The following is a 21,859-nucleotide window of genomic DNA, read 5'->3' as shown; positions in this document are numbered from 1 at the left end:
AGGTTACGGATGGTAACGTGGGGAGTACTCATGCTGATTGGTCTGCAAAAAGCAGTAATAAATTCAGAACTTCAGAATACCGTCAAGTCCCGAAAAAAGAAAAATCAGGTGCGGAATGACGGGTACAACTCGCCGATGCCAGATTTCTCCCGGCCCTTTGCCGCGGCCAGTATCATGTTCTGGATTATCTATCTGCTGATTTTTGTCGGACTGGAGCTGCAAGTGAGCGGCGCGCGCATGTCGCGGCAGGCGCGGGCGGTGCGTGAGGGCATTGAGGATCAGGTGATTTTGGAGAAAATGAAAGGGAGTGAGGGACGAACCCGTGAAGAACTAGCGTCACGGGCAGAAGTGCCACACCACACCATATTTCTGCAATATTTCCCACTTTATATTATGCCGATCATTACCGCCTTTGCCGGTTACCTGGTTTTGCGCCTGCTGGGTGTTCCGGTGTGACAGCTGTCGCTGCCCTTCCGCCATCATGCGCAAGGGCGGCGTGATTCAAGTGGTCAACTGCTGCTCAATAGCGTGTTGCGCCGCAATAATGTGCTGCCCGCCAAACAGATTTGCCCGATTGAGCAGATAATAGATTTGATAGAGCGGCTGGCGTTCGATAAAGCCTTTATCCAGCGGCCAGACGTTTTGATAACCGTCATAGATTTGCGGCGGCAGCGAGGGGGTGAGGGGTAACATCGCCAAATCACACTCTCTGTCTCCCCAATAGCTAGCGGGATCGAACAGGAAACTGCCATCGTGATAACTGGCGCAGTTATCGGGCCAAAGGCCTCCGTGCAGCAGCGAGGGTTGCGGTTGATGTCCGGCCAGTCGCGATTCCACCTGCCTAATCAACGAATCAATATCACCGAAGTACATCCCTTTTTCGGCAGCCAACTGTAACTGCTAGCCAATGCGCTGTTCGGCAAAGAACGTGGCCCAACGCTGCTGCCAGCTATTAGGCTGTAGCGTGGTTGAGAGGTCATTGTCAAAATCCAGACCAAACTGAGGCTGGTCGCTCCACTGATGCAGATGTGCCAGTTGCTCTCCGAGGCACCAAGTACTGTGAGCATCCAGCGGTTTGGGGGCGAGGTATTCCATCAGCAGAAAGCTGTGGTCCCGTGAACTGCCGACGCCATACACAGCAGGAACACGCACAGTACGACTGCGTGCCAGCAGCGCAAGCTGATCGGCTTCAGCGGTGAATTTGGGCAACATCTCACGGATATCGCTCTTTACGAAAACATCATACTCCCCGTATTTGACCTGCCAGACGGTGTGCATCTCGCCAGCTTCACACGCCTGGTACTCGAAGATATCAGCGGTTCCAAGATGTTCATCCAATAGCTTGCCGATTGCTTGCCACATAGCGCCACCCCCGTTGATGATGTTACGTAGAGATTGTTACCTTAGCGTATTCCTTATCAGTAAACCTGAAGCTGTCGCACAGCATGGGCAATCGCCGCTGTGTCTGAAACCTAGAGCAGTATAGCCTGAATCGTCAGTAGCGGGCTAAAAAACGCGCTATCGTCTTAAGACAACGCAGCCTGCGCGGTACGCTGACGTCGGGTACGAACCTGATGAATGGTCAAGGCAAGGGCGAAGAACAACGCTTGCACCAACACAATACAGGGCCCCGTGGCACCATCCAGATAAAAACTGATCAGAGTACCGGTAACGCAGGAAAACACCGACATGCAGGTGGCGACGATCAGCATACCGTCGAAGGTTTTACACACCATAAACGCGACGATACCGGGGGCGATAAGCATGGCGATGACCAAAATCACCCCAACGGCTTGCAGCGAGGCAACGATCGTCATCGCCAGCAGGCAAAGCAGGCCGTAGTGGAGCCATTTGACCGGCAGGCCAATCACGCGGGCATGGTGCGGATCAAAACAATACAGCATCAGGTCACGGCGCTTGAGCATGACAATCACCAGCGTAACACCGGCAATCAGCAGTATTTGCGTCAACTCCTGTGCGGTGATCCCTAACACATTACCAAAAAGAATATGCGACAGATGTTGGTCGGAATCTACCCGAGCAAACATGACCAGCCCGAGGGCGAACATGCCAGAGAAAACGATACCCATCACGGTATCTTCTTTGACACGGCTATGCTCTTTCAGATAACCGGTGGCAAGCGCGCACAGCACACCAGAAGCAAATGCGCCCACCGCAAAGGGAATTCCGAGCAAAAATGCCACAACAATGCCGGGTAGTACGGCATGGGAGATGGCATCCCCCATTAAGGACCAGCCTTTAAGCACCAGATAGCAGGAGAGCACCGCACACACAACGCCCGTGACGACGGCGGCCAGCAGTGCGCGTTGCATGAACGGATAGGCAAGCGGCTCCAGAATCCAATCAAACAGCGGGCTCATGACAGATCTCCTTCTGTCGCACGGTGACGCGCGCGCCGTGTTGCCAGCAAGCCATGTTTCGGGGCAAACAGAAACGCCAGCAGGAAAATCAGAGTTTGCAACGTGACAATCACTCCGCCCGTTGCGCCATCAAGATAAAAACTGAGATAGGCACCTAACGCGCTGCTGATGGCACCGAGTCCAATGGCAATCACAATCAGCCTGCCAAAGCGGTCGGTTAACAGGTAAGCGGTAGCCCCCGGCGTGATCACCATAGCAATCACCAAAATGGCGCCTACGGTTTGCAGCGCGGCGACAGTGCAAGCGCTGAGCAGGGTAAAAAACAGGATTTTGAGTTTCAGTGGCGATAAACCAATGGAACGGGCGTGGTTCTCATCAAAAAACACCGCCAGCAGATCTTTCCACAGCACGCACATGATAATGAAGGTGATGCCGATGATAATTTCGACCTGAAGCACGTCCTCATCGGCAATGCCGAGGATATTGCCAAAAATAATCGACTGCACGTTAACCGAGGTGGGGTTAAGGGAGATGATGAGCAACCCAGCGGCAAAAAAAGTGGAAAAGATAAAGCCGATAATGGCATCTTCACGCAAACGTGTGATGTGACGGATAAGCGTCATTGCCAAGGCGGCCAGCATCCCGGTAAAAAAAGCACCTGCCGCATAGGGCAACCCCAGTGCGTAGGCTCCCGCGACGCCGGGCACCACTGAGTGGGAGAGGGCATCGCCCATCAGTGACCAGCCTTTGAGCATCAGGTAAGCGGAAAGAAAGGCACAGACACCGCCCACGATGGCACTCACCCAAATCGCCTTCACCATGTAGTTGTAATGGAACGGTTGCAACAAAAGTTCAAACATCTACGTTAGTTATCCTCTGGCTGGGAGCGGAATGCCGGTGTGTCGCTGGGGGTTGAACCATAGAAGACGGCAGGGCGTTCGTCATCGGTCAATACGGTGACGGTTCGGGCGTCGTCGTCGTCGTGTAGGTGCTCGCCACCGAGATTAATATGGCGCAGTACGCCACCAAAGGTTTTCTCCAGATTACTCTGGGTGAAGGTGGTCGCAGTGGGGCCGGCCGCCAGCACGGTGCGGTTGACCAGAATCACGCTGTCGCAAAATTCAGGTACGTTGCCGAGGTTGTGGGTTGCCACCAAAATCAAATGTCCCTCATCGCTCAGGGTGCGCAGCAGATCGATAATGGCGTTTTCGGTTTTCACATCAACGCCCGTAAAGGGTTCATCCAACAGCAGCACACACCCTTGTTGCGCCAGCGCGCGCGCCAGGAAAACCCGCTTTTTTTGACCGCCGGAGAGTTCACCGATTTGGCGTTGACTCAGCGCACTCATGCCGACACGGGCCATGGCATCGTTTATCACGTCACGATCTTGCTGGCGCGGGATGCGCAAAAAGTTCATTTTGCCGTAGCGCCCCATCATCACCACGTCGGAAACCAGCACGGGAAAATTCCAGTCAACCTCTTCAGTTTGCGGCACATAAGCGATGAGATTTTTTTTCAACGCCTCACTGATAGCTTCACCGTTAAGACGGACCTGGCCCGAAGAGGGCTTCACCAGCCCCATGATGCTCTTGAATAAGGTGGATTTACCGCTGCCGTTGGCCCCGACCAGAGCGCAGATCGTGCCGCCGCCCAGTGAAAATGACGCGTTTCGAATCGCCTGATGGCCATTGCTGTACGTCACAGAGACATCGTCGACGGTGAGGGCTAATTCAGGTGTACGACTCATTGATTGAATCCTTCGGCGATGGTGTTCACCGTGGTTTGCAGCAGATCCAGATAGGTGGGAACCGGACCCTTTTCATTAGACAATGAGTCAACATACAACACGCCGCCATATTTCGCGCCTGTTTCTTTACTGACCTGCTTAGCCGGTTTATCAGAAATGGTGCTTTCACTAAACACCACCGGGATGTGTTTTTCACGCACGGTATCGATCACGCGGCGCACTTGCTGGGGGGAACCCTGCTCATCAGCATTGATCGGCCACAGATAGACTTCGTTGAATTGATAATCGGTGGTGAGGTAGCTAAAGGCCCCTTCGCTGGTGACGAGCCACCGCTGTGCTTCTGGAATCCTCGCCAAACGTTCACGCAGGGGGGCATCCAGTGCGGTGATTTTTTCCGCATAGGCTTTAGCATTACGGTTATAGATCTCCGCGTTATCCGGATCGTATTGCACCAGCCCCTTACGGATGTTCTCGATATAAATTAAGGCGTTGCTGGGTGACATCCAAGCATGTGGGTTCGGGTTGCCGTTATAGGTCCCTTCACGGATAGGCAGTGGTGTTATCCCTTCCGTCACCGTAACCGCCGGGACATCTTTAATATTTTCAAAGAAGCGACTAAACCAGCGCTCCAGATTCAAACCGTTCCACAAGATAAGATCTGCGGACTGTGCCTTAACGATATCCCGCGGTGTGGGTTGGTAGTCATGGATCTCTGCGCCCGGCTTGGTGATCGATTCAACGATAGCCGCCTCTCCCGCGATGTTCTGCGCGATATCCTGAATAATGGTAAAGGTGGTTACCACCTTGAGTTTGTCTTTGGCATTCGCGGGTGAAGCGAGAATGAATGCGGCGAAGAGCGCCAGAGGCAGGGTAAGATTTACAATTCGAGAAGGGGTGAAGGCCTGAAAGAAACGCATAGACATATCATTACAAGTCGCGATGGTTAATTATCGGATGAAAATAATTCTCAATCGCATTTAAGTCAAGCGTCTCTTGCGATAATTGCGACGCTGATACCCTGTGTTTATCCACTGCCGTGTGCTTTTGCGCGATCCTTGCATATCCTGAACGTTGCCTTGTTGTAAAATCGTGATTCTGGTTAATAAATATTACTTAACGTAACGAATGAAGTCTAACTGTTGCTGTTGTGTTTTTGGTGTTTTTTCGTTGGACGCTAAATGCTGTCTGGCGGCACAACATGCATAAAAAAAATTGTTGATCGGCCGATATACCAAAAGGTGTGCAATGGAAGTATGCGATGTTGGGAGGGTATTCGCAATCGGAGCAAAATCAGAAAGGCGCTGGAAGATGGCCAGTATCATTCTCTTGGTAGTACTGGCGTTATTAGTTGGCATAATGGTTCAAGGGTATTAATGGATCCTGGCGGGAGGAACCTGTGTCATAGGATGCATTTTCCTCCCGGTAGCATAATAATAAGAAACCACTTCTTTTATTTTCTTATCGTAAATAAGTTCTAAATTTATAACATTTTGCTATGGTAAACGCGCCTTAACGGTAGCAAGGATTCCTAACGAGTTACATTTTACGGGTTAATAAATAAAATAACGAATATTCAGTTGGTTATGCGCGAGCTGTTTATGATGCCAATGGCGTGTTTTATGCTGCTGTTACCGGAGATGAAGTCTTATTTTGTGCGGCACCTCTGCGACTGAAGAAAAATGGCTTGCCATCGTTTTCAGAGTGTGTAATAACGCATCTGGGTGAAACGAGGTACAGTTCTGTATATGAGTGGCATTTTCAGTAAGGAAGTTAATGATACAACCGTTAGCGTTGCGCACTACTTCTCTGCCGATCCTTATCTTGGTGCCTCAAAGCAGTAACGACTTTGGTTTGTCTGTATAACGCCTTTGGGCGGTTTAAACAATTAAAGGAAATGTGTAAAATGGCAAAGATTAAAGGTCAGGTTAAGTGGTTCAATGAGTCCAAAGGTTTTGGTTTCATTACGCCTGCTGACGGCAGCAAAGACGTGTTTGTTCACTTCTCTGCAATCCAAGGTACCGGTTTTAAAACGCTGGCTGAAGGCCAGAGCGTAGAGTTCGAAATTCAAGACGGCCAGAAAGGTCCTTCTGCTGTTAACGTAACCGCGCTGTAATTACCGTTTCCGGTGCAAAACCCGCCATGGTGCGGGTTTTTTGTTGTCTGCCTTTCTCATTGCCGCCTATCTGCACGTGTTTTTATCGCTCTGTAGGAAAATATGTCCATGTTTTATCAATGCCCGCTCTGCCATCAGCCATTACAGGCTAACGATCGCCAATGGTCATGCGGCACGCATCATTTCGATCGCGCCAGAGAAGGCTACGTCAATCTTTTACCGGTGCAATTTAAGCGCTCCAAAATGCCCGGTGACAACGCAGAGATGATGCGTGCCCGTCGCCTTTTTCTGGATGCAGGTCATTATCAGCCGTTACAGGCTGCGCTATTGCAACACATCCATCGCGTGCTCGCATCGCAGGCGCAGGCACTGCTGGATATTGGCTGTGGTGAAGGGTATTACACCGGGGCTTTGGCGGACGCGTTACCGGCAGTTCAGATTTTCGGCCTGGATATCTCTAAGGCCGCTATTCAGCGGGCCGCAAAACGCTATACGGCGGTTGAATTTTGCGTTGCCTCAAGCCGACGTTTACCGTTCGGGGATGCGACGCTGGATGGAATACTGAAAATTTATGCGCCCCGTGACGGGGAAGAGTTGGCGAGAACCGTAAAAGCGCAGGGGTGGGTGATCACCGTTTCTCCCGGTCCGCGTCATTTGTACCAGCTTAAGGCCCAGGTCTATGATGCTGTCATGCTGCACCCGATAAAAGCAGAGGTGCTGCCGGGTTTTACGCTGCAAGCAGAGCACTCGCTGGCGTATGAAATGTCCTTGGGCGGTGATGAGGCAGCGGCATTGTTGCAAATGACGCCCTTTGCCTGGCGCGCGTCGCAAGCGGTTAAACAGCAACTGTTGGATACCGAGCGCTTTGCGTGTGAGACGGATTTCATTATCCGCTTTCATCAGAGAGATGTTGAGTCGCATTAAAAAAGGGAGCGCAGGCTCCCTTTTTATTAACGTGCGCTAATCAGGCAACGCTGAACAAGTGTTCGTAGAGAATATTGCTGCTAATACCAATCAACACCACACCGCCAAAGATTTCAGCCTTTTTCCCCATCAGCGGACCGATGTAGCGGCCAATCATCATACCTAATGTCACCATAACCATGGTGGCGCAGCCGATAACCATCGCGGTATGGAAGATATTGACCTGCAAGAAGGCCAGACCTACGCCGATGGCCATGGCATCGAGACTGGTGGCGATGGCGGTACAAATCAGGGCAAACAGCGTATGGCGGCGCACCGGTTCATCGTCCTCGTTATGCGCGCTGCTTATGCCTTGCATAATCATGCGCCCACCGAGGATGACCAACAGCGTGAAAGCCACCCAATGATCCCACTCAATGATATATTGGCTGGCGAAGAAACCCAGCGCCCAACCGATAAGGGGGGTAATGGCTTCGATCAGCCCAAAGATTAATCCGGTGCGAATCGCGTCGCGAAAGCGTGGTTTGTGCAGGACGGCACCTTTACCGATGGAAGCCGCAAAGGCATCCATGGACATGCCAAAAGCAAGAATAAGCGTAGCAGAAAGATTCATAGCAATAGCCTCGGCTGGGCGGTTCTCCATATCCACATGTCGCCTTCCCAACCTAAATAGGGGACATGTGTCTATGGTCTCGCCTGCATCACTGCCGCCCGTACCACGTTTTTACTATACCTGCTGTCGTATATCCGCTTCTGCATGACGGAGGTATTGGCAATCTTTCGGTATAAAACGAGTATGTTGATACGGGCATTTCTGAAACTGATATTCAGAAATTGGCTACTCCCCAAATGACGGCGCAACCTTACCATAATATTTACGCGTGAAACAACCGATAAAAAGCAGGGATTTCTTTATTATCGCCTCAAATGTAATTGATAATTATTTTCATTATCATGTAGGGTGTTGAGTTCACAAAATAATAATAGTGTTAACAGGGTTAAATATAACCAGTCATCGTGTGGGAACTTAGGGAATGAACTGGATATATCAAAAAACGATTTGTTTATATTATTGATTTTAAACCATAAATTTATATATTTTTTCAAGGTCATCTAATTGTTGCACGTTGATCAGTAAACGGTGTTTTTCCAAGTCGACCACAAGTACGCCGTCTTCGGATAAATTCATGTTACGAATACGGGTATAAGGAATAAAAATGTTGGCATAGATAAAACCGGTATCCTTGAATAATAATTTTGGGCGGCGAATATAAGAGAGATATATGGACATTGCCACCAGAGATATTAATAACGTGGTAGTTAATACCGTACCGTTATGAATGATGTTATGATAGATAAGAATGCCGATAAGACTGACGAAAATTAGCGTATCCAGCCGATTGGTGCGACGCAACGGCACCCGCAACAGGGTACCTCCCTGACGCAGTGGTTGGATAAATTCATCAAAAATGGCATACGCCAACATAAGCGCAATAACGACGATCAGCACAATATCCGTTGTTGACATAGTATGCTCCTGAGTCTTTGCGTTGAGCTAAACGCGTTATAGGGCGAAAAATAAAGGACGCGGCGTGAGTCACGGCGCGTCCGGTAGTTTATCACAGGCTCGCTGACGATGAGCGGTGCAGGCACCGCCCATCGCCGTTGCTGAGTGCTGTCGGTGTTAAACGCCCAGCAGCCCAATCCAGTAGCCAAAGATACCAATAGCAAAGAAGCCGATAATCAACCACAGTGCATTCACTTTACTCCGTAACAACCACATACAGCCGAACGTCAGCAGCAGCGGCACCAACCCAGGCATCAACTGATCGAGGATCGATTGCACCGTGGTGACCGTCGTTTCACCGTTCTGATTGGTGACGCGCGAAACCACCATGGGGATGTTTACATGGGTCCACTTGTTAACTAACGCCCCCATGACAAACAGGCCGAGGATAGATGCCCCCTCGGTCATCTTTTGCAGGAAGCCGCCACCCATGTCACTGACGATATCAATACCTTTACGGTAACCGTAAGCCACGCCGTAGTAGCGCACTAGCAAACGTACCAGGTTAAACAGCACGAAGAACAAAATGGGGCCGAGCAGGCTGCCACTCATGGCAATACCCGCACCCAATGCGGCAAATACCGGACGGGCGGTTCCCCAGAAAATCGGGTCGCCGACACCGGCCAACGGTCCCATCAGACCGACTTTCAGGCCGTTGATCGCGCCGTCATCAATCGGAGCGCCGTTTGCACGCTGTTCTTCCATCGCCATGGTGACACCCAGGACTGGCGCGGCCACGAAAGGTTGCGTGTTAAAAAACTCAAGATGACGTTTGATAGCCTGTTTACGCTCTTCCGAGTTTTCCGGGTACAGACGACGAATGACTGGCACCATGGAAAAACAGAATCCCAGTGCCTGCATACGTTCGAAGTTCCACGATCCCTGAAACAGGTTGGAGCGAATAAACACCGCACGGATATCGCTGGGCGTCAGTTTTTTCTCTTGCGTTGAATCAACCATTTCTCTCACCCCTGTTAGTCCAGTTCGTTATCAAGATCGTTGTTGCCCGATGCGGTGGCGGGTTGCCCCTGCGCCTTGTTGTATTTCGGGCTTAACTGGATGTACATGATCGCCATGACGATACCAATTACCCCCAGCGCAACCAGGTTGAACTGGGTGAAGGCGGCAGTTACGAAGCCAAGATAGAAGAACGGCATCAGGTAGTCAGCACGCATCATGTTGATAACCATTGCATAACCAACCACTACGATCATACCACCTGCGATATTCAACCCGTTGGTCACCACCTCAGGGATGGAGTTCAGCAGTGTGTGGACGGCTTCTGTACCGACGGACACGGCCACAATCAGTGCCGGAATGGCGATACGCATTGCCTGCAACAGCAGGGCGGAGACGTGAATCCAACTGATGGCGTTTAAATTACCGCGTTCCGCTGCGCTATCAGCGGCGTGTTGGAAGGCCACGGTGATGGTACGAACGATAATGGTCAAGACTTGGCCTGCGGCGGCAAGCGGGATGGCCAGCGCAATACCGGCTCCAACGCCCTGATCACCGGCGATAACCAGAATGGTAGAGATGATGGACGCGAGTGCAGCATCAGGTGCTACAGCAGCACCGATATTCATCCATCCCAGCGCGATCATTTCCAGGGTACCACCGATGATGATCCCGGTTTGCAAATCACCGAGCACGGCACCAATCAACGTACAGGCGACCAGAGGGCGGTGAAACTGGAATTCATCAAGAATAGACCCCATCCCCGAGACGCATGAGACGAGAAATATCAGCACAAGTTGAAGTGTTGTTATCTCCATTGTACTTCTCCTATGAGAAAACTGTCTGAGTAAATATGGTCAAAATAAACATAGTCGAGACACAGCATTAACGTGCCATAGTGCGGCAATGCTGTTGTCGTTAGCTATTCACCTTGGCAATCAGATCCATCATTTTAAGTTTAGAATCGGTGGAGACCTTTCTGACTTCCAGTTCAATGCCGCGCGCATCCAACGCCTTGAAGGCTTCGATATCTTTGGCATCAATGGAGACGGCGTTATTCACCTGGGTTTTACCTTGACGATACGCCATGCCGCCGATGTTCACGGAGGTGATTTCAACGCCATTCTCAACCAGACGTTGCACATCGGTGGGATTGGTGAACAACAGCATCACGCGGTCGTTGGCGTATTTCGGGTTTTCATACACCCGGATCGCTTTGGCAACGTCTACCACGTGGGCGGTTACACCGGGAGGGGCAACCTGTGTCAACAGCGTTTTGCGCACGTTATCGGCGGCAACTTCGTCACTTACGACGATAATGCGGCTGACATTGGTCTCTTTGGTCCAGCGGGTTGCTACCTGACCGTGAATCAAGCGGTCATCAATACGCGCGAGGCCAATCTTCATAATATGCCCACCAGGGCCAACCTGCGCGGGGGCAACGGCTTTAGCCACCGGTTTGGCGGCAGGCGCCGGTTCAGCGGCTTTCAGCGCTTTCACGCCTGCGCGACCCGCTTCAAGCGCGATGGCGATCAACTCCTCGAAGCTAGGGTTATCGTCGCGCGCCATAAACGTTTCTGCCAGCATCGGGATATTCACTCCGGCAATCACGTCATGGTTGGCCTTATCCGTGACCAGACGGCTGGCGGCATTGAACGGGCTGCCGCCCCAGGTATCAACAAGAAACAGCACGCCAAGCGACGTATCCAACGTTTCGAGCTTAGCCTGATATTTCTCAATTAACGTTTCCGCATTTTCACCGGGAACGAAATCAATCCAGGCAACGTTACTTTGTTCACCCAGAATCATTTCCGCTGTTTTCAGCAGCGGCCCGGCGGTGGATCCGTGAGTGCACAACATAATTGCAATACTCACTTGCTACCTCCTCATTCTATTTAAGGTACTCAATGCATCCGGTTAAGGGGAAGACAATTAACCGAAGTGATATCAGTATGAACGCAAGTTTTTACTCAAGAATCACAAAAGAATAAAAAGGATGCGCTGTAGCGTTATATGCTATGAAACGATTCAGGCTCCCCATCATGGGTGTAATGTCCGATTTATTTTACCCACTGAAAAAATAAATAGTGTGACGTTTCTCACGTATTTTCTGGTTAAAACGTCGTTTGTTATGTGATTGAGAACAATATCACGGGCATGTTAAGAAACGTTGTGCATTGGCGTTTTTTGGTAGCAAAGAAATTTTTGTAAAAATTCGAAACAACCTGCTAGAGTAGCTTCCTGTTTAATTGCTTAGGAGCACAGGGTTTCGACCCACTCTATATGGACCGTCACCGACAATCCTTTCTTACCCAGCCGGCCTGCGCCGGTGCTGTTTCTGGGGCTGACCTGATGGGTCACCCACTTATCGATAGCCGCCAGGGCGGTATTTTTTCTCTTGCTGTTTCCCCTATGTTGCGCCACATCACACCGACGGTGTTGATGCTGTCTGCTTGCACCATTTCTGGAGTCTGACATGGAATTTTTGCTAGATCCCTCAATCTGGGCGGGCCTGTTGACGCTGGTAGTATTGGAAATCGTTCTGGGTATCGATAACCTGGTGTTCATCGCCATTCTGGCGGATAAGTTGCCGCCGAAGCAGCGCGACAAGGCCCGTGTTATTGGCCTCTCGCTGGCGCTCTTGATGCGCTTGGGGCTGCTGTCTCTGATTTCATGGATGGTGAAACTGACCAACCCACTGATCACTATCGCTGGTTACGGTTTCTCCGCGCGCGATATGATCTTGCTGGCGGGGGGGCTATTTTTGCTATTCAAAGCCACTACGGAGCTGCATGAACGGCTGGAAAATCGGCCGCATGAGCATAACGGGCCCAAGGTTCACGCCAGCTTCTGGGCGGTTGTCGCACAGATTGTGGTGCTGGATTCCGTCTTCTCACTGGATGCGGTGATCACGGCTGTCGGTATGGTTAACCATATCGGCGTGATGATGACGGCGGTGGTGATTGCGATGGTGGTGATGCTGCTGGCATCCAAGCCACTCATGAACTTCGTCAATGCCCACCCGACGGTGGTGGTACTCTGCCTTAGCTTCTTGCTGATGATCGGTTTGAGCTTGATGGCGGAAGGTTTCGGTTTTCATATTCCGAAAGGTTACCTGTACGCTGCGATCGGTTTCTCGATTCTCATAGAGCTGTTTAACCAGATTGCGCGCCGCAATTTCATTAAGCACCAGTCGCGTCGCCCGATGCGCGAGCGGACTGCCGAAGCGATCCTGCGTCTGATGGGCGCGCGTAAAGCCACGGACGATGAAGAAGCCAAACCGACATCTCCCGCCATGGAAACCTTCGCAGAAGAAGAACGCTACATGATCAGCGGTGTATTGACGCTGGCATCGCGCTCGCTGCGCAGTGTGATGACGCCGCGTACCGAGATCTCCTGGGTGGACAGTGAACGCTCGATTGACGATATTCGCGTGCAATTACTGGATACGCCGCACAGCCTGTTCCCGGTTTGCCGTGGTTCTCTGGATGAGTTGGTCGGTGTGGTGCGTGCCAAAGAATTGCTGGTGGCGCTGGATAACGGTGTAGATGTGGAGAGCTTTGCTGCTGCCACACCGCCGCTGGTGGTGCCTGATACGCTGGATGCCATCAATCTGTTACCGGTACTGCGCCGTGCCAAGGGCAGCCTGGTTGTCGTCACCAATGAGTTTGGTGTGGTACAAGGGCTGGTGACGCCGTTGGATATTCTGGAAGCGATTGCCGGTGAATTCCCGGATGAAGATGAAACGCCGGATATTGTGGTCGAAGAGGGCGGCTGGTTGGTGAAAGGCGGCACCGATTTGCACACGTTGCAACAGGTGCTGGACAGCCATGAACTGGTCGATCCGAAAGAAGAATATGCGTCGTTGGCGGGGTTGTTGCTGGCACACAGCAATGAAATTCCCAAGGTGGGCGAGGTGATTGAACTGCATCACTTCCGCTTTGAGATCATGGCCGCATCGGAATACCGTATCGAACTGGTGCGGGTGACGCGTTTGGCCGATCCTTATGCGGATGAAAGAAGAGTAATCTTCGCAACGCACACTAAAAAACCCCTCAGTTGAGGGGTTTTGCTTTTTGGGCGTGACATTCAACCAATCGCGCTGTTAATCACATTGTACTTTCACGGCCAAACCACCACGCGAGGTTTCGCGGTATTTGGCATTCATGTCTTTGCCGGTTTCGTACATGGTTTCAATCACTTTATCGAGCGATACGCGCGGTTCACTGGTGCGACGCATGGCCATGCGTGTTGCATTGATGGCTTTCACCGAGGCGATGGCATTGCGCTCAATGCACGGTACCTGAACCTGACCTGCGACAGGATCGCAAGTGAGACCGAGGTTGTGCTCCATACCAATTTCAGCGGCAACGCACACTTGCTCCGGACTGGCACCAAGTAATTCCGCCAGGCCTGCTGCCGCCATGGAACAGGCCACGCCGACTTCACCCTGACAGCCAACTTCCGCCCCGGAGATCGAGGCATTCATCTTGTACAGTATGCCAATCGCTCCGGCGGCGAGGAAGTAACGCAGGGCAATGTCGGTGGTGATCGGCTCAATAAAATGATCGTAATAAGCCAATACCGCCGGAACGATCCCGCAAGCACCGTTGGTCGGTGCGGTTACGACGCGGCCGCCAGCGGCGTTTTCTTCATTCACGGCGAGGGCAAACATGTTAACCCAATCGACCACGTCCATCGGGTCGTTGGAGTGTTTGCCTGCGGCACCCAGAATACGACGCAGCGCCGAGGCGCGACGCGGCACGCGCAGCGGGCCGGGCAACACCCCTTCGGTATTGATACCGCGCTCGATGCAGGCATGCATGGTTTGCCATACATTAGCGAAGTAGCACTCAATCTTATCCCGGCTGTGTAGCGCCAACTCATTGCGCATCACTAACCCGGAAAGGGACAGACCGTGCTGTTTACAGTGCACCAGCATCTCTTTTGCCGAGTGGAAGGGAAACGGCACCTGAACGACACCTGCGCTGCTTTGTCCAAAGTGGGCTTCATCAACGATAAATCCACCGCCGATGGAGTAATAGGTGTTGCGATACAGAGGTAGGTCGCCGCCAAAAGCGGTGATTGTCATGCCATTCTCGTGCAGGGAGAGATTTTCACTGCGAAAATTCATGCCGCCGTGCAGCGGAAAATCCACTTCATGCTGACCGTTTGCCAGCAGCAAGCGTTCGCACTGTTCCACGTCGCGGATAAATCCCGGAATGGCATCGATGGTGATGGTATCGGGCATGTTGCCCGCCAGTCCCATAATGATGGCGATGTCGGTATGGTGTCCTTTCCCGGTCAGGGAGAGCGAGCCATAGACGTCAACGGCGATGCGGGTAACATCGCCAAGTTTACCCAGCTCAATCAAATCATCGACAAATTGCTTACCGGCTTTCATCGGTCCAACCGTATGAGAGCTTGAAGGGCCAATACCGATCTTGAACATGTCGAAAACGCTTATCACGCGAAAGCTCCTCAAAAGCGCAGATTTAGAATAATACTCCTTGGATCGCGCTATTATAGTGGGGTTTATATGGCAGGAGTGGGCTTTTCACATGAAAAAATCTTATGCGCCAGGTGAAGATAACTTATAGCAGATCCGCATCACACTTGCGTTTGACAAGGATAATCAGGTGAATAGAAATACCCCTGTTTATGTGTGGTTAATGTCCACGCAGGGGATCATCAGAATAAAATGCTACATTTCAGTCGGTTGAGGCGGAGACTTGAAGCGCAAGCTGGCGAATGATGGCGGCAGTCAGCCCCCAGACAAACTGTTGCCGATACCAGGAAAGATAAACGCGGTGCGTTTGGCGCTGTCGCTCAATATCCAGCGGATAATAGCGCGCCAGCGAAAACGCATCGGTCAACGGCATTTCAAACAGTTCTGCCACCTCATCCGCATTGGGCGCAACGCGAATATTGGCCGGTAACAGCCCAACCACGGGCGTGACCTGAAAGCCGCTGACACTGTCCAGTGGCGGCAGGGTGCCTAACACCGTCACGACCTCAGGGGCAATAGACACTTCCTCTTGGGCTTCGCGCAATGCCGTGGCGATCAGGCTGGCGTCGCTACTGTCTGCGGCACCTCCGGGGAAGGCAACTTGCCCGGCATGCTTGCGCAGCGTGCTGGCGCGCCGGGTCAGTAATAGCGTCGGAGCATCGGTGTGGCACACAATCGGCACCAGCACAGCCGCTTTACGCACTTGGCGCACCGGTTTGGTATGCGGTGCACGCTGCAACTGAAAGCGCGTGACTAAGTTCGACAAATCGTCAGTCAGCGGGGGGAATGGAAAGGTAACTGGCTGAATTATTGTACTCATAACCTGTGCGCCGCGTTTAGTAGAGGAAGAATACGGCCCAGTTTATCCAGGGTTTCCTGGTATTCTGCCTGTTCCTGGCTGTCTGCCACGATACCACCGCCCGCCCAGCAGTGAAGCTGCCCCTGTTCTGCAATCAGTGTGCGAATGGTAATGCTGGTATCCATGGTTCCACAGACGCTGATATAGCCAATGCTGCCACAATAGGCGTTGCGGCGATGCGGTTCCAGCTCTTCGATAATCTCCATGGCGCGAATTTTGGGCGCACCGGTGATGGATCCACCGGGAAAACAGGCGCGCAGCAAATCCGTGGCATGACTGTTTTCCGGTAGCCTTGCTTCAATGGTGCTGACCAGATGGTGCACCGCCGGAAACGGCTCAACGTGAAACAGCGCAGGCACCCGCACGCTGCCGGGTACGGCAACGCGGCCAATATCATTACGCAGCAGGTCGACAATCATTAAATTCTCTGCCCGATCTTTCTGCGAAGCAGCAAGCGCCATGGCGCGGCGCGCATCTTCCTGTGGATCGGCAGCGCGCGGCAGCGTCCCCTTGATGGGGCGTGTTTCAATGCGCTGGTTTTGTAACTGCAAGAAACGCTCTGGCGATACGCTGATGACGCAATGCTCCGGCAAGCGGATAAACGCAGAAAACGGGGCCCGATTGGCATCAGAGAGCGAGAGAAAAGCCTGCCATTCATCACCGCGATAACCTGCGCTGAAGCGCTGTGCCAGGTTGACCTGATAGCAATCCCCCGTGCGCAGATAGGCTTGAATGTGTTGGAAGCGGATGCCGTACTCTTCCCGTGTCATATTGGACTGCCACGGGGTAGTCAGTTGGAAATCGCCAAGGGAAGTCACATCTGGCGGCGCGGATAACCAGGCCAGCCGCGCCTCATGGTTGTCATAGGCCACCAACGTAAGCGTCTGCTGCTGGTGGTCGGCGATCAGCGCCCAGTCGTAGATGCCCACCGCCATGTCCGGCAGGTGGATATCTTGCTTTGCCTGTGACGGCAGCGTTTCGACGCGTCGTCCGAGATCGTAACCAAACAGGCCAAGCGCACCGCCTTGAAAAGGCATATCGGGATGCGTGTGCGCGGTGATTCCGGCTCGCGTCATCGCCTGGCGCACCAACAAGAAGGGATCTTGCGTGGATCGCTCTGCGCCGTCCGCGCGCGTGATGAGCGTCTCATCACCCTGAGTGGTTAACGTTGCTACCGGGTCGGCCACCATGATATCGAAACGGTTGTGCTGGTGATCGGCAAAACCGGAGTGCAGCAGCATGGCCCATGGCTGACAAGAAAAGCGGGCAAACAGATGCAGCAGGGCACCCGGCTGATAAGGCAGTCTGTGAAAATCAGGTAAACGAGAATCCATCGGTGTTATGTCATCGTGCAGGTGCTGATTAATATCGTCGTTAGCGTTATGATGCGTGTTTATAGGCCACGCGAGTGCGTCAGCCTAGCACAATTCGCTTACGGCGTATAAGGAAGCTGACTGAATGTTTAATGATATGCCCCCTTTAACCCACTCGCAGCAGCAAGATGCGGTTGAACGTATTCAATCGCTGATGGCGCAAGGTATGAGCAGCGGAGAGGCCATCGCACTGGTTGCCGCTGATTTACGGCGGCAACATAGAAGTGACGCTGTCACTTCTAATGAAAGTGACGAGGATGAATAAGCCCTAACGCAGGCGCTTAGCGCACGCCTTTCAGAATGCACTACAGCGCGGCGATGGCCTTGATTTCCACTTTATATTTCGGGTTCATCAGACGCGCTTCTACAGTACAGCGTACCGGTGCCTGGCCTGCCACCACCCAGGCATCCCAGGCGGCATTCATGGCGCTAAAGTCTGCTGCGTCAGCAAGGAAAATCGTCACATCCAACAGACGCGTTTTGTCTGAACCATTCTGACTCAGGATGGCATCAAGCTGTGCCAGGGTGCTTTCGGTTTGCGCCTGAGCATCGGCATCCAGGTTCTCCGGCACGCTGGTGTAGTAAAGGGCGCCGTTATGAATTACGGCATCAGACCAGCGGGCTTCTGGTTGAATTCTGATTCAGACCAGCGGGCTTCTGGTTGAATTCTGATAATGTCTGTCATTGGATGTCTCCCTGTATCAATCCTAAAAGATAAAAATCGTTTTGCAGCCTACCATGATTCTGCGGGGTGAGGCGATGCGATCGCGATGCAGGGTGGCTGCCGGGACAGACACAGGGCATAATTGGGCAATAGCTTCACCGCATCCCTTCCGGTTTTGGTTGTGGCAATTGGGCAGTGACAAATAGAGAGCGTGTGTGACAAAACATTCCGTACAGGACGATTTTTCTCCCGAAGGCACCCTGGCGCGAGCCATTGACGGTTTTAAACCGCGTGAACCTCAGCGCGATATGGCTGCTGCGGTAGAGCGTGCCATTGTCGAACAACGTGCGCTGGTGGTTGAAGCGGGCACCGGGACCGGCAAAACCTATGCCTATCTGGTTCCGGCGCTGCGTTCCGAACGCAAGGTCATTGTCTCCACTGGTTCGAAAGCCCTTCAGGACCAGCTTTTTTCACGTGATTTGCCGCGCATCGCCACCGCCTTGGGTTACACCGGGCAGGTCGCGTTACTCAAAGGCCGATCGAACTATCTGTGTATCGAGCGGCTGGAGCAACAATCACTGGCTGGTGGTGATCTGAGCGGTGAAGCGTTGAGCGAACTGGTACGTTTGCGGGGATGGTCATCGGCCACGGTGGACGGTGACATCAGTACCTGCACCGACGTGGCGGAGGATAGCGCGGTGTGGCCGCTAGTCACCAGCACCAATGACAACTGTCTGGGGAGCGATTGCCCGCATTATAAAGAATGCTTCGTGGTCAAAGCGCGGCGTAAGGCGATGGAATCCGATGTCGTGGTGGTTAACCATCACCTCTATCTGGCTGATATGGTGGTCAAAGAGAGCGGATTTGCTGAGCTGATCCCGGATAGCGATGTGGTTATTTTCGATGAAGCGCACCAGATCACCGATATCGCCAGCCACTACTTTGGTCAGCAACTCACGAGTCGTCAATTGCTCGATCTGGCGAAAGATATCATTATCGCGTATCGCACCGAAGTGCGCGATGCGGCTCAACTGCAAAAATCCGCCGATCGCTTATCGCAAAGCACACAGGATTTTCGGCTGGCACTGGGGGAGCCCGGTTTTCGCGGCAACCTGCGTGATGTGCTGGCGCAGCCGTCGCTGCAACGCGCGCTGCTGTTGCTCGATGATGCGCTTGAGCTCTGCTATGACGTTGCCAAACTTTCGCTCGGGCGCTCGGCGCTGCTGGATGCCGCCTTTGAACGCGCTACCCTGTATCGTGCCCGTCTCAAGCGGCTACAGGATGTGCAACAGGCCGGCTACAGTTATTGGTATGAATGTAATGCGCGGCACTTTGTGCTGGCGCTGACGCCACTCTCCGTGGCAGACCGTTTTTGTGAGCTGATGCAAGAGAAGAAAGCCGCGTGGATATTTACCTCGGCGACGCTGTCAGTCAACGACCGGGTCGAACACTTTACCGAGCGTTTGGGATTGGACCATGCCCAATCCATGCTGCTGCCGAGCCCGTTTGATTATGCGCAGCAGACGCTGCTTTGCGTGCCACGTTTTCTGCCGGAGATGCAGCAACGCGGTGCGGCACAACGCCTGGCCACTCAGTTGCGTCCACTCATCGAGGCAAATCGCGGACGTTGCTTTATGCTGTGTACCTCGCACCAAATGATGCGCGATCTGGCCGCAGAGTTCCGCGCCTCATTGACATTGCCTGTGTTGCTTCAGGGCGAAACCAGCAAGGCGCAACTATTAGCGCAGTTTGTCTCTGCGGGGAATGCGTTGCTGGTGGCGACCAGCAGCTTCTGGGAAGGGGTGGATGTGCGCGGTGATGCGCTCTCTTGTGTGATTATCGATAAACTGCCGTTTACCTCACCAGATGACCCGCTGCTGAAAGCGCGTATCGAAGATTGCCGCCTGCGCGGCGGCGATCCGTTTGACGAGGTACAACTGCCCGATGCGGTCATCACCCTGAAACAAGGGGTGGGGCGTTTGATTCGTGATGTGGACGATCGCGGCGTTATCGTTATCTGCGATAACCGTCTGGTGATGCGTCCTTACGGCAAAACCTTTCTGCAAAGCCTGCCGCCCGCTGCCCGCACGCGCGATTTGTCTCAAGCGATCCGTTTTCTTTCCCGCACGAGGCGGTGTGATGCCTCGGAGTAATTCCATTCGCGGTGTGCTATGCTACGCCGCGTTATTTTGTTTCCCTGCCTGAGGTCGGCATGTCTACGCGAATTTTAGCGCTCGATACTGCGACGGAAGCCTGTTCCGTTGCACTCTGGAATGATGGTCAAATTTTCTCCCTGTATGAAGTATGTCCCCGTGAGCATACCCAACGCGTGTTGGCGATGGTGCAACAGGTGTTGGCTGAAACCGGTGTGGCGTTGAACAGTCTGGATGCGCTGGCCTTTGGCCAAGGTCCCGGCAGTTTTACCGGTGTACGAATCGGTATTGGTATTGCTCAGGGGCTGGCGTTAGGCGCAGATTTACCGATGCTGGGTATCTCCACGCTCGCGATGATGGCGCAAGGGGCCTGGCGTCGCACGGGTGCAACGCGCGTGCTGGCGGCTATTGACGCCCGCATGGGGGAGGTCTATTGGGCAGAGTATCAGCGTGATGTTGACGGCAGCTGGCAGGGCGACGAACATGAAGCCGTGCTGACGCCACAGCAGGTGCTGGAGCGTACCCTATTGCTGCGCGGTGAGTGGGCGACCGTTGGAACCGGGTGGGAGGCGTATCCGACACTGGCTGCCCACGCGGAGATCGCTCTGACGCCAGGCGATATGCTGCTGCCACAGGCGCAGGATATGCTGCCGCTGGCCTGCCATCAGTGGCAGTCAGGTAACGCGGTCGCCGTCGCCGATGCCTTGCCGCGTTATCTGCGCAACAATGTCACCTGGAAAAAATTACCCGGTCGCGCCTGATAACCGCGCAACTTATTGCATTACTGCCTACTCTAATGAGTAGGTAATGGCAAAGGGATCAGTATAATGGCGATTTCTTATTGGTCAAAACAGGTGACGTTCGCGGCGCTGGCGCTGGCGCTGGCACTGTTGCTGGCAGGCTGTTCCTCTATTCCTGAATCCATCCAGAGCAGTTCAGAAAGACCGTACGACCGTTTGTCGCAAATCACGTTGATGCCGCAGATGGCCTTGGGCCAGGAGGCGCGTCTCGGCGGTCGCGTTGTGGCCGTGCATAACGAAAATGACAAAACCCGGCTGGTGATTGTCAGCCTACCGCTGGATCGCTGGGCGCGGCCCCAGTTGGAGAGCGTTTCGGAAGGGCGATTTATTGCCAACGTCAAAGGCTTCCTTGAACCCCTCGATTTTCAGGGGCGACTGGTGACGGTAGTGGGTTCGGTCGCGGAGATGGAGCAAGGTCAGATAGGCAGTAGGCCTTATCGCTTTGTGGTGATCAATGTGACGGGTTATCAACGCTGGAATGAAACGCAGCAGGTCATCTTGCCGCCTGGCGCAGCCGATCCATGGGGGTGGGATTGGCGTTACCGGCGGGGTTGGGGCTTTGGCAATGACTGGGGCCCGGAACGTATCGAGACCATCGTGACGCAATAAATGACGGTTTTTCTCTCTTAGAAAAACGCAGAACAACGAGGCGACGCAGGTCGCCTCATTTTTTTGATACATATGATTAACCCGTCATTCCGCACCTACTTTAAGAATAAATTCGACGGTATCGCTCGCCGAGAACATCAACGATGGTCTTGTGAATAGAATTGAGGTTGGATACTTGTGGTGGTCTGTCACCAATACTGAAC

Annotated in this window: 22 protein-coding genes and 1 pseudogene; 9 read left to right on the top strand and 14 right to left on the bottom strand. The window is 52.9% G+C overall.

What is annotated here, in order from left to right:
• A partial coding sequence (locus tag ACTBDZ_RS06385) for a YniB family protein (RefSeq protein WP_438814692.1) occupies window positions 1-456 on the top strand: 456 nt, incomplete at its 5' end.
• Window positions 457-501: 45 nt separating this feature from the next.
• On the opposite strand, the pseudogene ACTBDZ_RS06380 reads toward ACTBDZ_RS06385, so the two are convergent.
• The 5 genes and pseudogenes from ACTBDZ_RS06380 to ACTBDZ_RS06360 form a co-directional block, all read right to left on the bottom strand.
• A pseudogene (locus ACTBDZ_RS06380) lies at window positions 502-1,362 on the bottom strand (fructosamine kinase family protein).
• A 164-nt stretch (window positions 1,363-1,526) separates the two neighbouring features.
• Entirely contained in the window at window positions 1,527-2,381 is an 855-nt protein-coding gene (locus ACTBDZ_RS06375; RefSeq protein WP_438814691.1) for a metal ABC transporter permease, read from the bottom strand.
• Window positions 2,378-3,241: a metal ABC transporter permease gene (locus ACTBDZ_RS06370; RefSeq protein ID WP_438814690.1), complete on the bottom strand. Its 864-nt coding sequence runs from the start codon at window positions 3,239-3,241 to the stop codon at window positions 2,378-2,380. Before ACTBDZ_RS06370 ends, ACTBDZ_RS06375 begins: the two co-directional genes overlap by 4 nt.
• Window positions 3,242-3,246: 5 nt before the next feature.
• A complete protein-coding gene (locus ACTBDZ_RS06365) occupies window positions 3,247-4,128 on the bottom strand; it encodes a manganese/iron ABC transporter ATP-binding protein (RefSeq protein ID WP_438814689.1) in 882 nt (293 codons plus the stop codon).
• The gene (locus ACTBDZ_RS06360) at window positions 4,125-5,051 is read right to left on the bottom strand and encodes a metal ABC transporter substrate-binding protein (RefSeq protein ID WP_438814688.1); all 927 of its coding nucleotides are present in this window, start codon (window positions 5,049-5,051) and stop codon (window positions 4,125-4,127) included. The genes ACTBDZ_RS06365 and ACTBDZ_RS06360 overlap by 4 nt, the downstream gene beginning before the upstream one ends.
• 822 nt (window positions 5,052-5,873) lie before the next feature.
• On the opposite strand from ACTBDZ_RS06360, the gene ACTBDZ_RS06355 reads away from it, so the two are divergent.
• The 3 genes from ACTBDZ_RS06355 to rlmA all read left to right on the top strand — a co-directional run bounded on the left by ACTBDZ_RS06355 (window position 5,874) and on the right by rlmA (window position 7,165).
• Entirely contained in the window at window positions 5,874-5,969 is a 96-nt protein-coding gene (locus ACTBDZ_RS06355; RefSeq protein WP_415672168.1) for a DUF2627 domain-containing protein, read from the top strand.
• 62 nt (window positions 5,970-6,031) lie between these two features.
• A complete protein-coding gene (cspE, locus tag ACTBDZ_RS06350; RefSeq protein WP_196907015.1) occupies window positions 6,032-6,241 on the top strand; it encodes a transcription antiterminator/RNA stability regulator CspE in 210 nt (69 codons plus the stop codon).
• A gap of 108 nt (window positions 6,242-6,349) precedes the next feature.
• Entirely contained in the window at window positions 6,350-7,165 is an 816-nt protein-coding gene (gene rlmA / locus ACTBDZ_RS06345; RefSeq protein ID WP_438814687.1) for a 23S rRNA (guanine(745)-N(1))-methyltransferase, read from the top strand.
• A gap of 40 nt (window positions 7,166-7,205) precedes the next feature.
• Here rlmA and mntP read toward each other — a convergent pair whose 3' ends face one another.
• From mntP to manX, 5 genes are all read right to left on the bottom strand, one after another.
• On the bottom strand, window positions 7,206-7,778 hold the full coding sequence (mntP, locus tag ACTBDZ_RS06340; RefSeq protein ID WP_438814694.1) for a manganese efflux pump MntP: 573 nt from the start codon (window positions 7,776-7,778) through the stop codon (window positions 7,206-7,208).
• A gap of 465 nt (window positions 7,779-8,243) precedes the next feature.
• A complete protein-coding gene (locus ACTBDZ_RS06335) occupies window positions 8,244-8,693 on the bottom strand; it encodes a DUF986 family protein (protein ID WP_438814686.1) in 450 nt (149 codons plus the stop codon).
• A gap of 156 nt (window positions 8,694-8,849) precedes the next feature.
• On the bottom strand, window positions 8,850-9,692 hold the full coding sequence (locus ACTBDZ_RS06330; RefSeq protein WP_438814685.1) for a PTS mannose transporter subunit IID: 843 nt from the start codon (window positions 9,690-9,692) through the stop codon (window positions 8,850-8,852).
• A 14-nt stretch (window positions 9,693-9,706) separates the two neighbouring features.
• On the bottom strand, window positions 9,707-10,507 hold the full coding sequence (locus ACTBDZ_RS06325) for a PTS mannose/fructose/sorbose transporter subunit IIC (protein WP_438814684.1): 801 nt from the start codon (window positions 10,505-10,507) through the stop codon (window positions 9,707-9,709).
• 100 nt (window positions 10,508-10,607) lie between these two features.
• Window positions 10,608-11,564 carry a PTS mannose transporter subunit IIAB gene (gene manX / locus ACTBDZ_RS06320; protein ID WP_438814683.1) on the bottom strand — a complete coding sequence of 319 codons (957 nt, stop codon included), beginning with the start codon at window positions 11,562-11,564 and terminating at the stop codon, window positions 10,608-10,610.
• A gap of 601 nt (window positions 11,565-12,165) precedes the next feature.
• On the opposite strand from manX, the gene ACTBDZ_RS06315 reads away from it, so the two are divergent.
• On the top strand, window positions 12,166-13,752 hold the full coding sequence (locus ACTBDZ_RS06315; protein WP_438814682.1) for a TerC family protein: 1,587 nt from the start codon (window positions 12,166-12,168) through the stop codon (window positions 13,750-13,752).
• A gap of 42 nt (window positions 13,753-13,794) precedes the next feature.
• Here the strand turns inward: ACTBDZ_RS06315 and ACTBDZ_RS06310 are convergent, their stop codons facing one another.
• The 3 genes from ACTBDZ_RS06310 to pabB all read right to left on the bottom strand — a co-directional run bounded on the left by ACTBDZ_RS06310 (window position 13,795) and on the right by pabB (window position 17,391).
• Window positions 13,795-15,159, bottom strand: coding sequence for an L-serine ammonia-lyase (locus ACTBDZ_RS06310; RefSeq protein ID WP_438814681.1), 1,365 nt, complete (start codon window positions 15,157-15,159; stop codon window positions 13,795-13,797).
• A 241-nt stretch (window positions 15,160-15,400) separates the two neighbouring features.
• A complete protein-coding gene (locus ACTBDZ_RS06305) occupies window positions 15,401-16,018 on the bottom strand; it encodes a CoA pyrophosphatase (protein WP_438814680.1) in 618 nt (205 codons plus the stop codon).
• Window positions 16,015-17,391 (bottom strand): aminodeoxychorismate synthase component 1, encoded by a 1,377-nt coding sequence (gene pabB, locus ACTBDZ_RS06300; RefSeq protein ID WP_438814679.1) that lies wholly within the window; start codon window positions 17,389-17,391, stop codon window positions 16,015-16,017. The genes ACTBDZ_RS06305 and pabB overlap by 4 nt, the downstream gene beginning before the upstream one ends.
• 124 nt (window positions 17,392-17,515) lie before the next feature.
• Between pabB and ACTBDZ_RS06295 the strand changes: the two genes are divergently transcribed.
• A complete protein-coding gene (locus tag ACTBDZ_RS06295) occupies window positions 17,516-17,695 on the top strand; it encodes a YoaH family protein (RefSeq protein ID WP_438814678.1) in 180 nt (59 codons plus the stop codon).
• Between the two features lie 40 nt (window positions 17,696-17,735).
• Here ACTBDZ_RS06295 and ACTBDZ_RS06290 read toward each other — a convergent pair whose 3' ends face one another.
• On the bottom strand, window positions 17,736-18,071 hold the full coding sequence (locus ACTBDZ_RS06290) for a RidA family protein (protein ID WP_438814693.1): 336 nt from the start codon (window positions 18,069-18,071) through the stop codon (window positions 17,736-17,738).
• Window positions 18,072-18,309: 238 nt separating this feature from the next.
• Here ACTBDZ_RS06290 and ACTBDZ_RS06285 point away from each other — a divergent pair, with 238 nt between their 5' ends.
• The 3 genes from ACTBDZ_RS06285 (at window position 18,310) to ACTBDZ_RS06275 (ending at window position 21,656) form a co-directional block, all read left to right on the top strand.
• Complete coding sequence (locus tag ACTBDZ_RS06285; RefSeq protein ID WP_438814677.1) at window positions 18,310-20,247, top strand: ATP-dependent DNA helicase; 1,938 nt, start codon at window positions 18,310-18,312, stop codon at window positions 20,245-20,247.
• Between the two features lie 59 nt (window positions 20,248-20,306).
• Complete coding sequence (gene tsaB / locus ACTBDZ_RS06280) at window positions 20,307-21,008, top strand: tRNA (adenosine(37)-N6)-threonylcarbamoyltransferase complex dimerization subunit type 1 TsaB (protein WP_438814676.1); 702 nt, start codon at window positions 20,307-20,309, stop codon at window positions 21,006-21,008.
• A 66-nt stretch (window positions 21,009-21,074) separates the two neighbouring features.
• Window positions 21,075-21,656: a Slp family lipoprotein gene (locus ACTBDZ_RS06275; protein ID WP_438814675.1), complete on the top strand. Its 582-nt coding sequence runs from the start codon at window positions 21,075-21,077 to the stop codon at window positions 21,654-21,656.
• Window positions 21,657-21,859 lie beyond the last annotated feature (203 nt).

Origin of the sequence: Symbiopectobacterium sp., from assembly GCF_051710365.1 — a bacterium.
Classification (GTDB): domain Bacteria; phylum Pseudomonadota; class Gammaproteobacteria; order Enterobacterales; family Enterobacteriaceae; genus Symbiopectobacterium.
The sequence above is the reverse complement of the archived record's forward strand: the minus strand, read 5'-3'. Positions and strand labels throughout refer to the sequence as shown.

Bases quoted from the DNA above. Each gene is read 5' to 3' on its own strand.
- ACTBDZ_RS06375 (WP_438814691.1), bottom strand. From the start codon at position 2,381: ATGAGCCCGCTGTTTGATTGGATTCTGGAGCCGCTTGCCTATCCGTTC.
- ACTBDZ_RS06370 (WP_438814690.1), bottom strand. From the start codon at position 3,241: ATGTTTGAACTTTTGTTGCAACCGTTCCATTACAACTACATGGTGAAG.
- ACTBDZ_RS06365 (WP_438814689.1), bottom strand. From the start codon at position 4,128: ATGAGTCGTACACCTGAATTAGCCCTCACCGTCGACGATGTCTCTGTG.
- ACTBDZ_RS06360 (WP_438814688.1), bottom strand. From the start codon at position 5,051: ATGTCTATGCGTTTCTTTCAGGCCTTCACCCCTTCTCGAATTGTAAAT.
- ACTBDZ_RS06355 (WP_415672168.1), top strand. From the start codon at position 5,874: ATGAGTGGCATTTTCAGTAAGGAAGTTAATGATACAACCGTTAGCGTT.
- cspE (WP_196907015.1), top strand. From the start codon at position 6,032: ATGGCAAAGATTAAAGGTCAGGTTAAGTGGTTCAATGAGTCCAAAGGT.
- rlmA (WP_438814687.1), top strand. From the start codon at position 6,350: ATGTTTTATCAATGCCCGCTCTGCCATCAGCCATTACAGGCTAACGAT.
- mntP (WP_438814694.1), bottom strand. From the start codon at position 7,778: ATGAATCTTTCTGCTACGCTTATTCTTGCTTTTGGCATGTCCATGGAT.
- ACTBDZ_RS06335 (WP_438814686.1), bottom strand. From the start codon at position 8,693: ATGTCAACAACGGATATTGTGCTGATCGTCGTTATTGCGCTTATGTTG.
- ACTBDZ_RS06330 (WP_438814685.1), bottom strand. From the start codon at position 9,692: ATGGTTGATTCAACGCAAGAGAAAAAACTGACGCCCAGCGATATCCGT.
- ACTBDZ_RS06325 (WP_438814684.1), bottom strand. From the start codon at position 10,507: ATGGAGATAACAACACTTCAACTTGTGCTGATATTTCTCGTCTCATGC.
- ACTBDZ_RS06315 (WP_438814682.1), top strand. From the start codon at position 12,166: ATGGAATTTTTGCTAGATCCCTCAATCTGGGCGGGCCTGTTGACGCTG.
- ACTBDZ_RS06305 (WP_438814680.1), bottom strand. From the start codon at position 16,018: ATGAGTACAATAATTCAGCCAGTTACCTTTCCATTCCCCCCGCTGACT.
- pabB (WP_438814679.1), bottom strand. From the start codon at position 17,391: ATGGATTCTCGTTTACCTGATTTTCACAGACTGCCTTATCAGCCGGGT.
- ACTBDZ_RS06295 (WP_438814678.1), top strand. From the start codon at position 17,516: ATGTTTAATGATATGCCCCCTTTAACCCACTCGCAGCAGCAAGATGCG.
- tsaB (WP_438814676.1), top strand. From the start codon at position 20,307: ATGTCTACGCGAATTTTAGCGCTCGATACTGCGACGGAAGCCTGTTCC.
- ACTBDZ_RS06275 (WP_438814675.1), top strand. From the start codon at position 21,075: ATGGCGATTTCTTATTGGTCAAAACAGGTGACGTTCGCGGCGCTGGCG.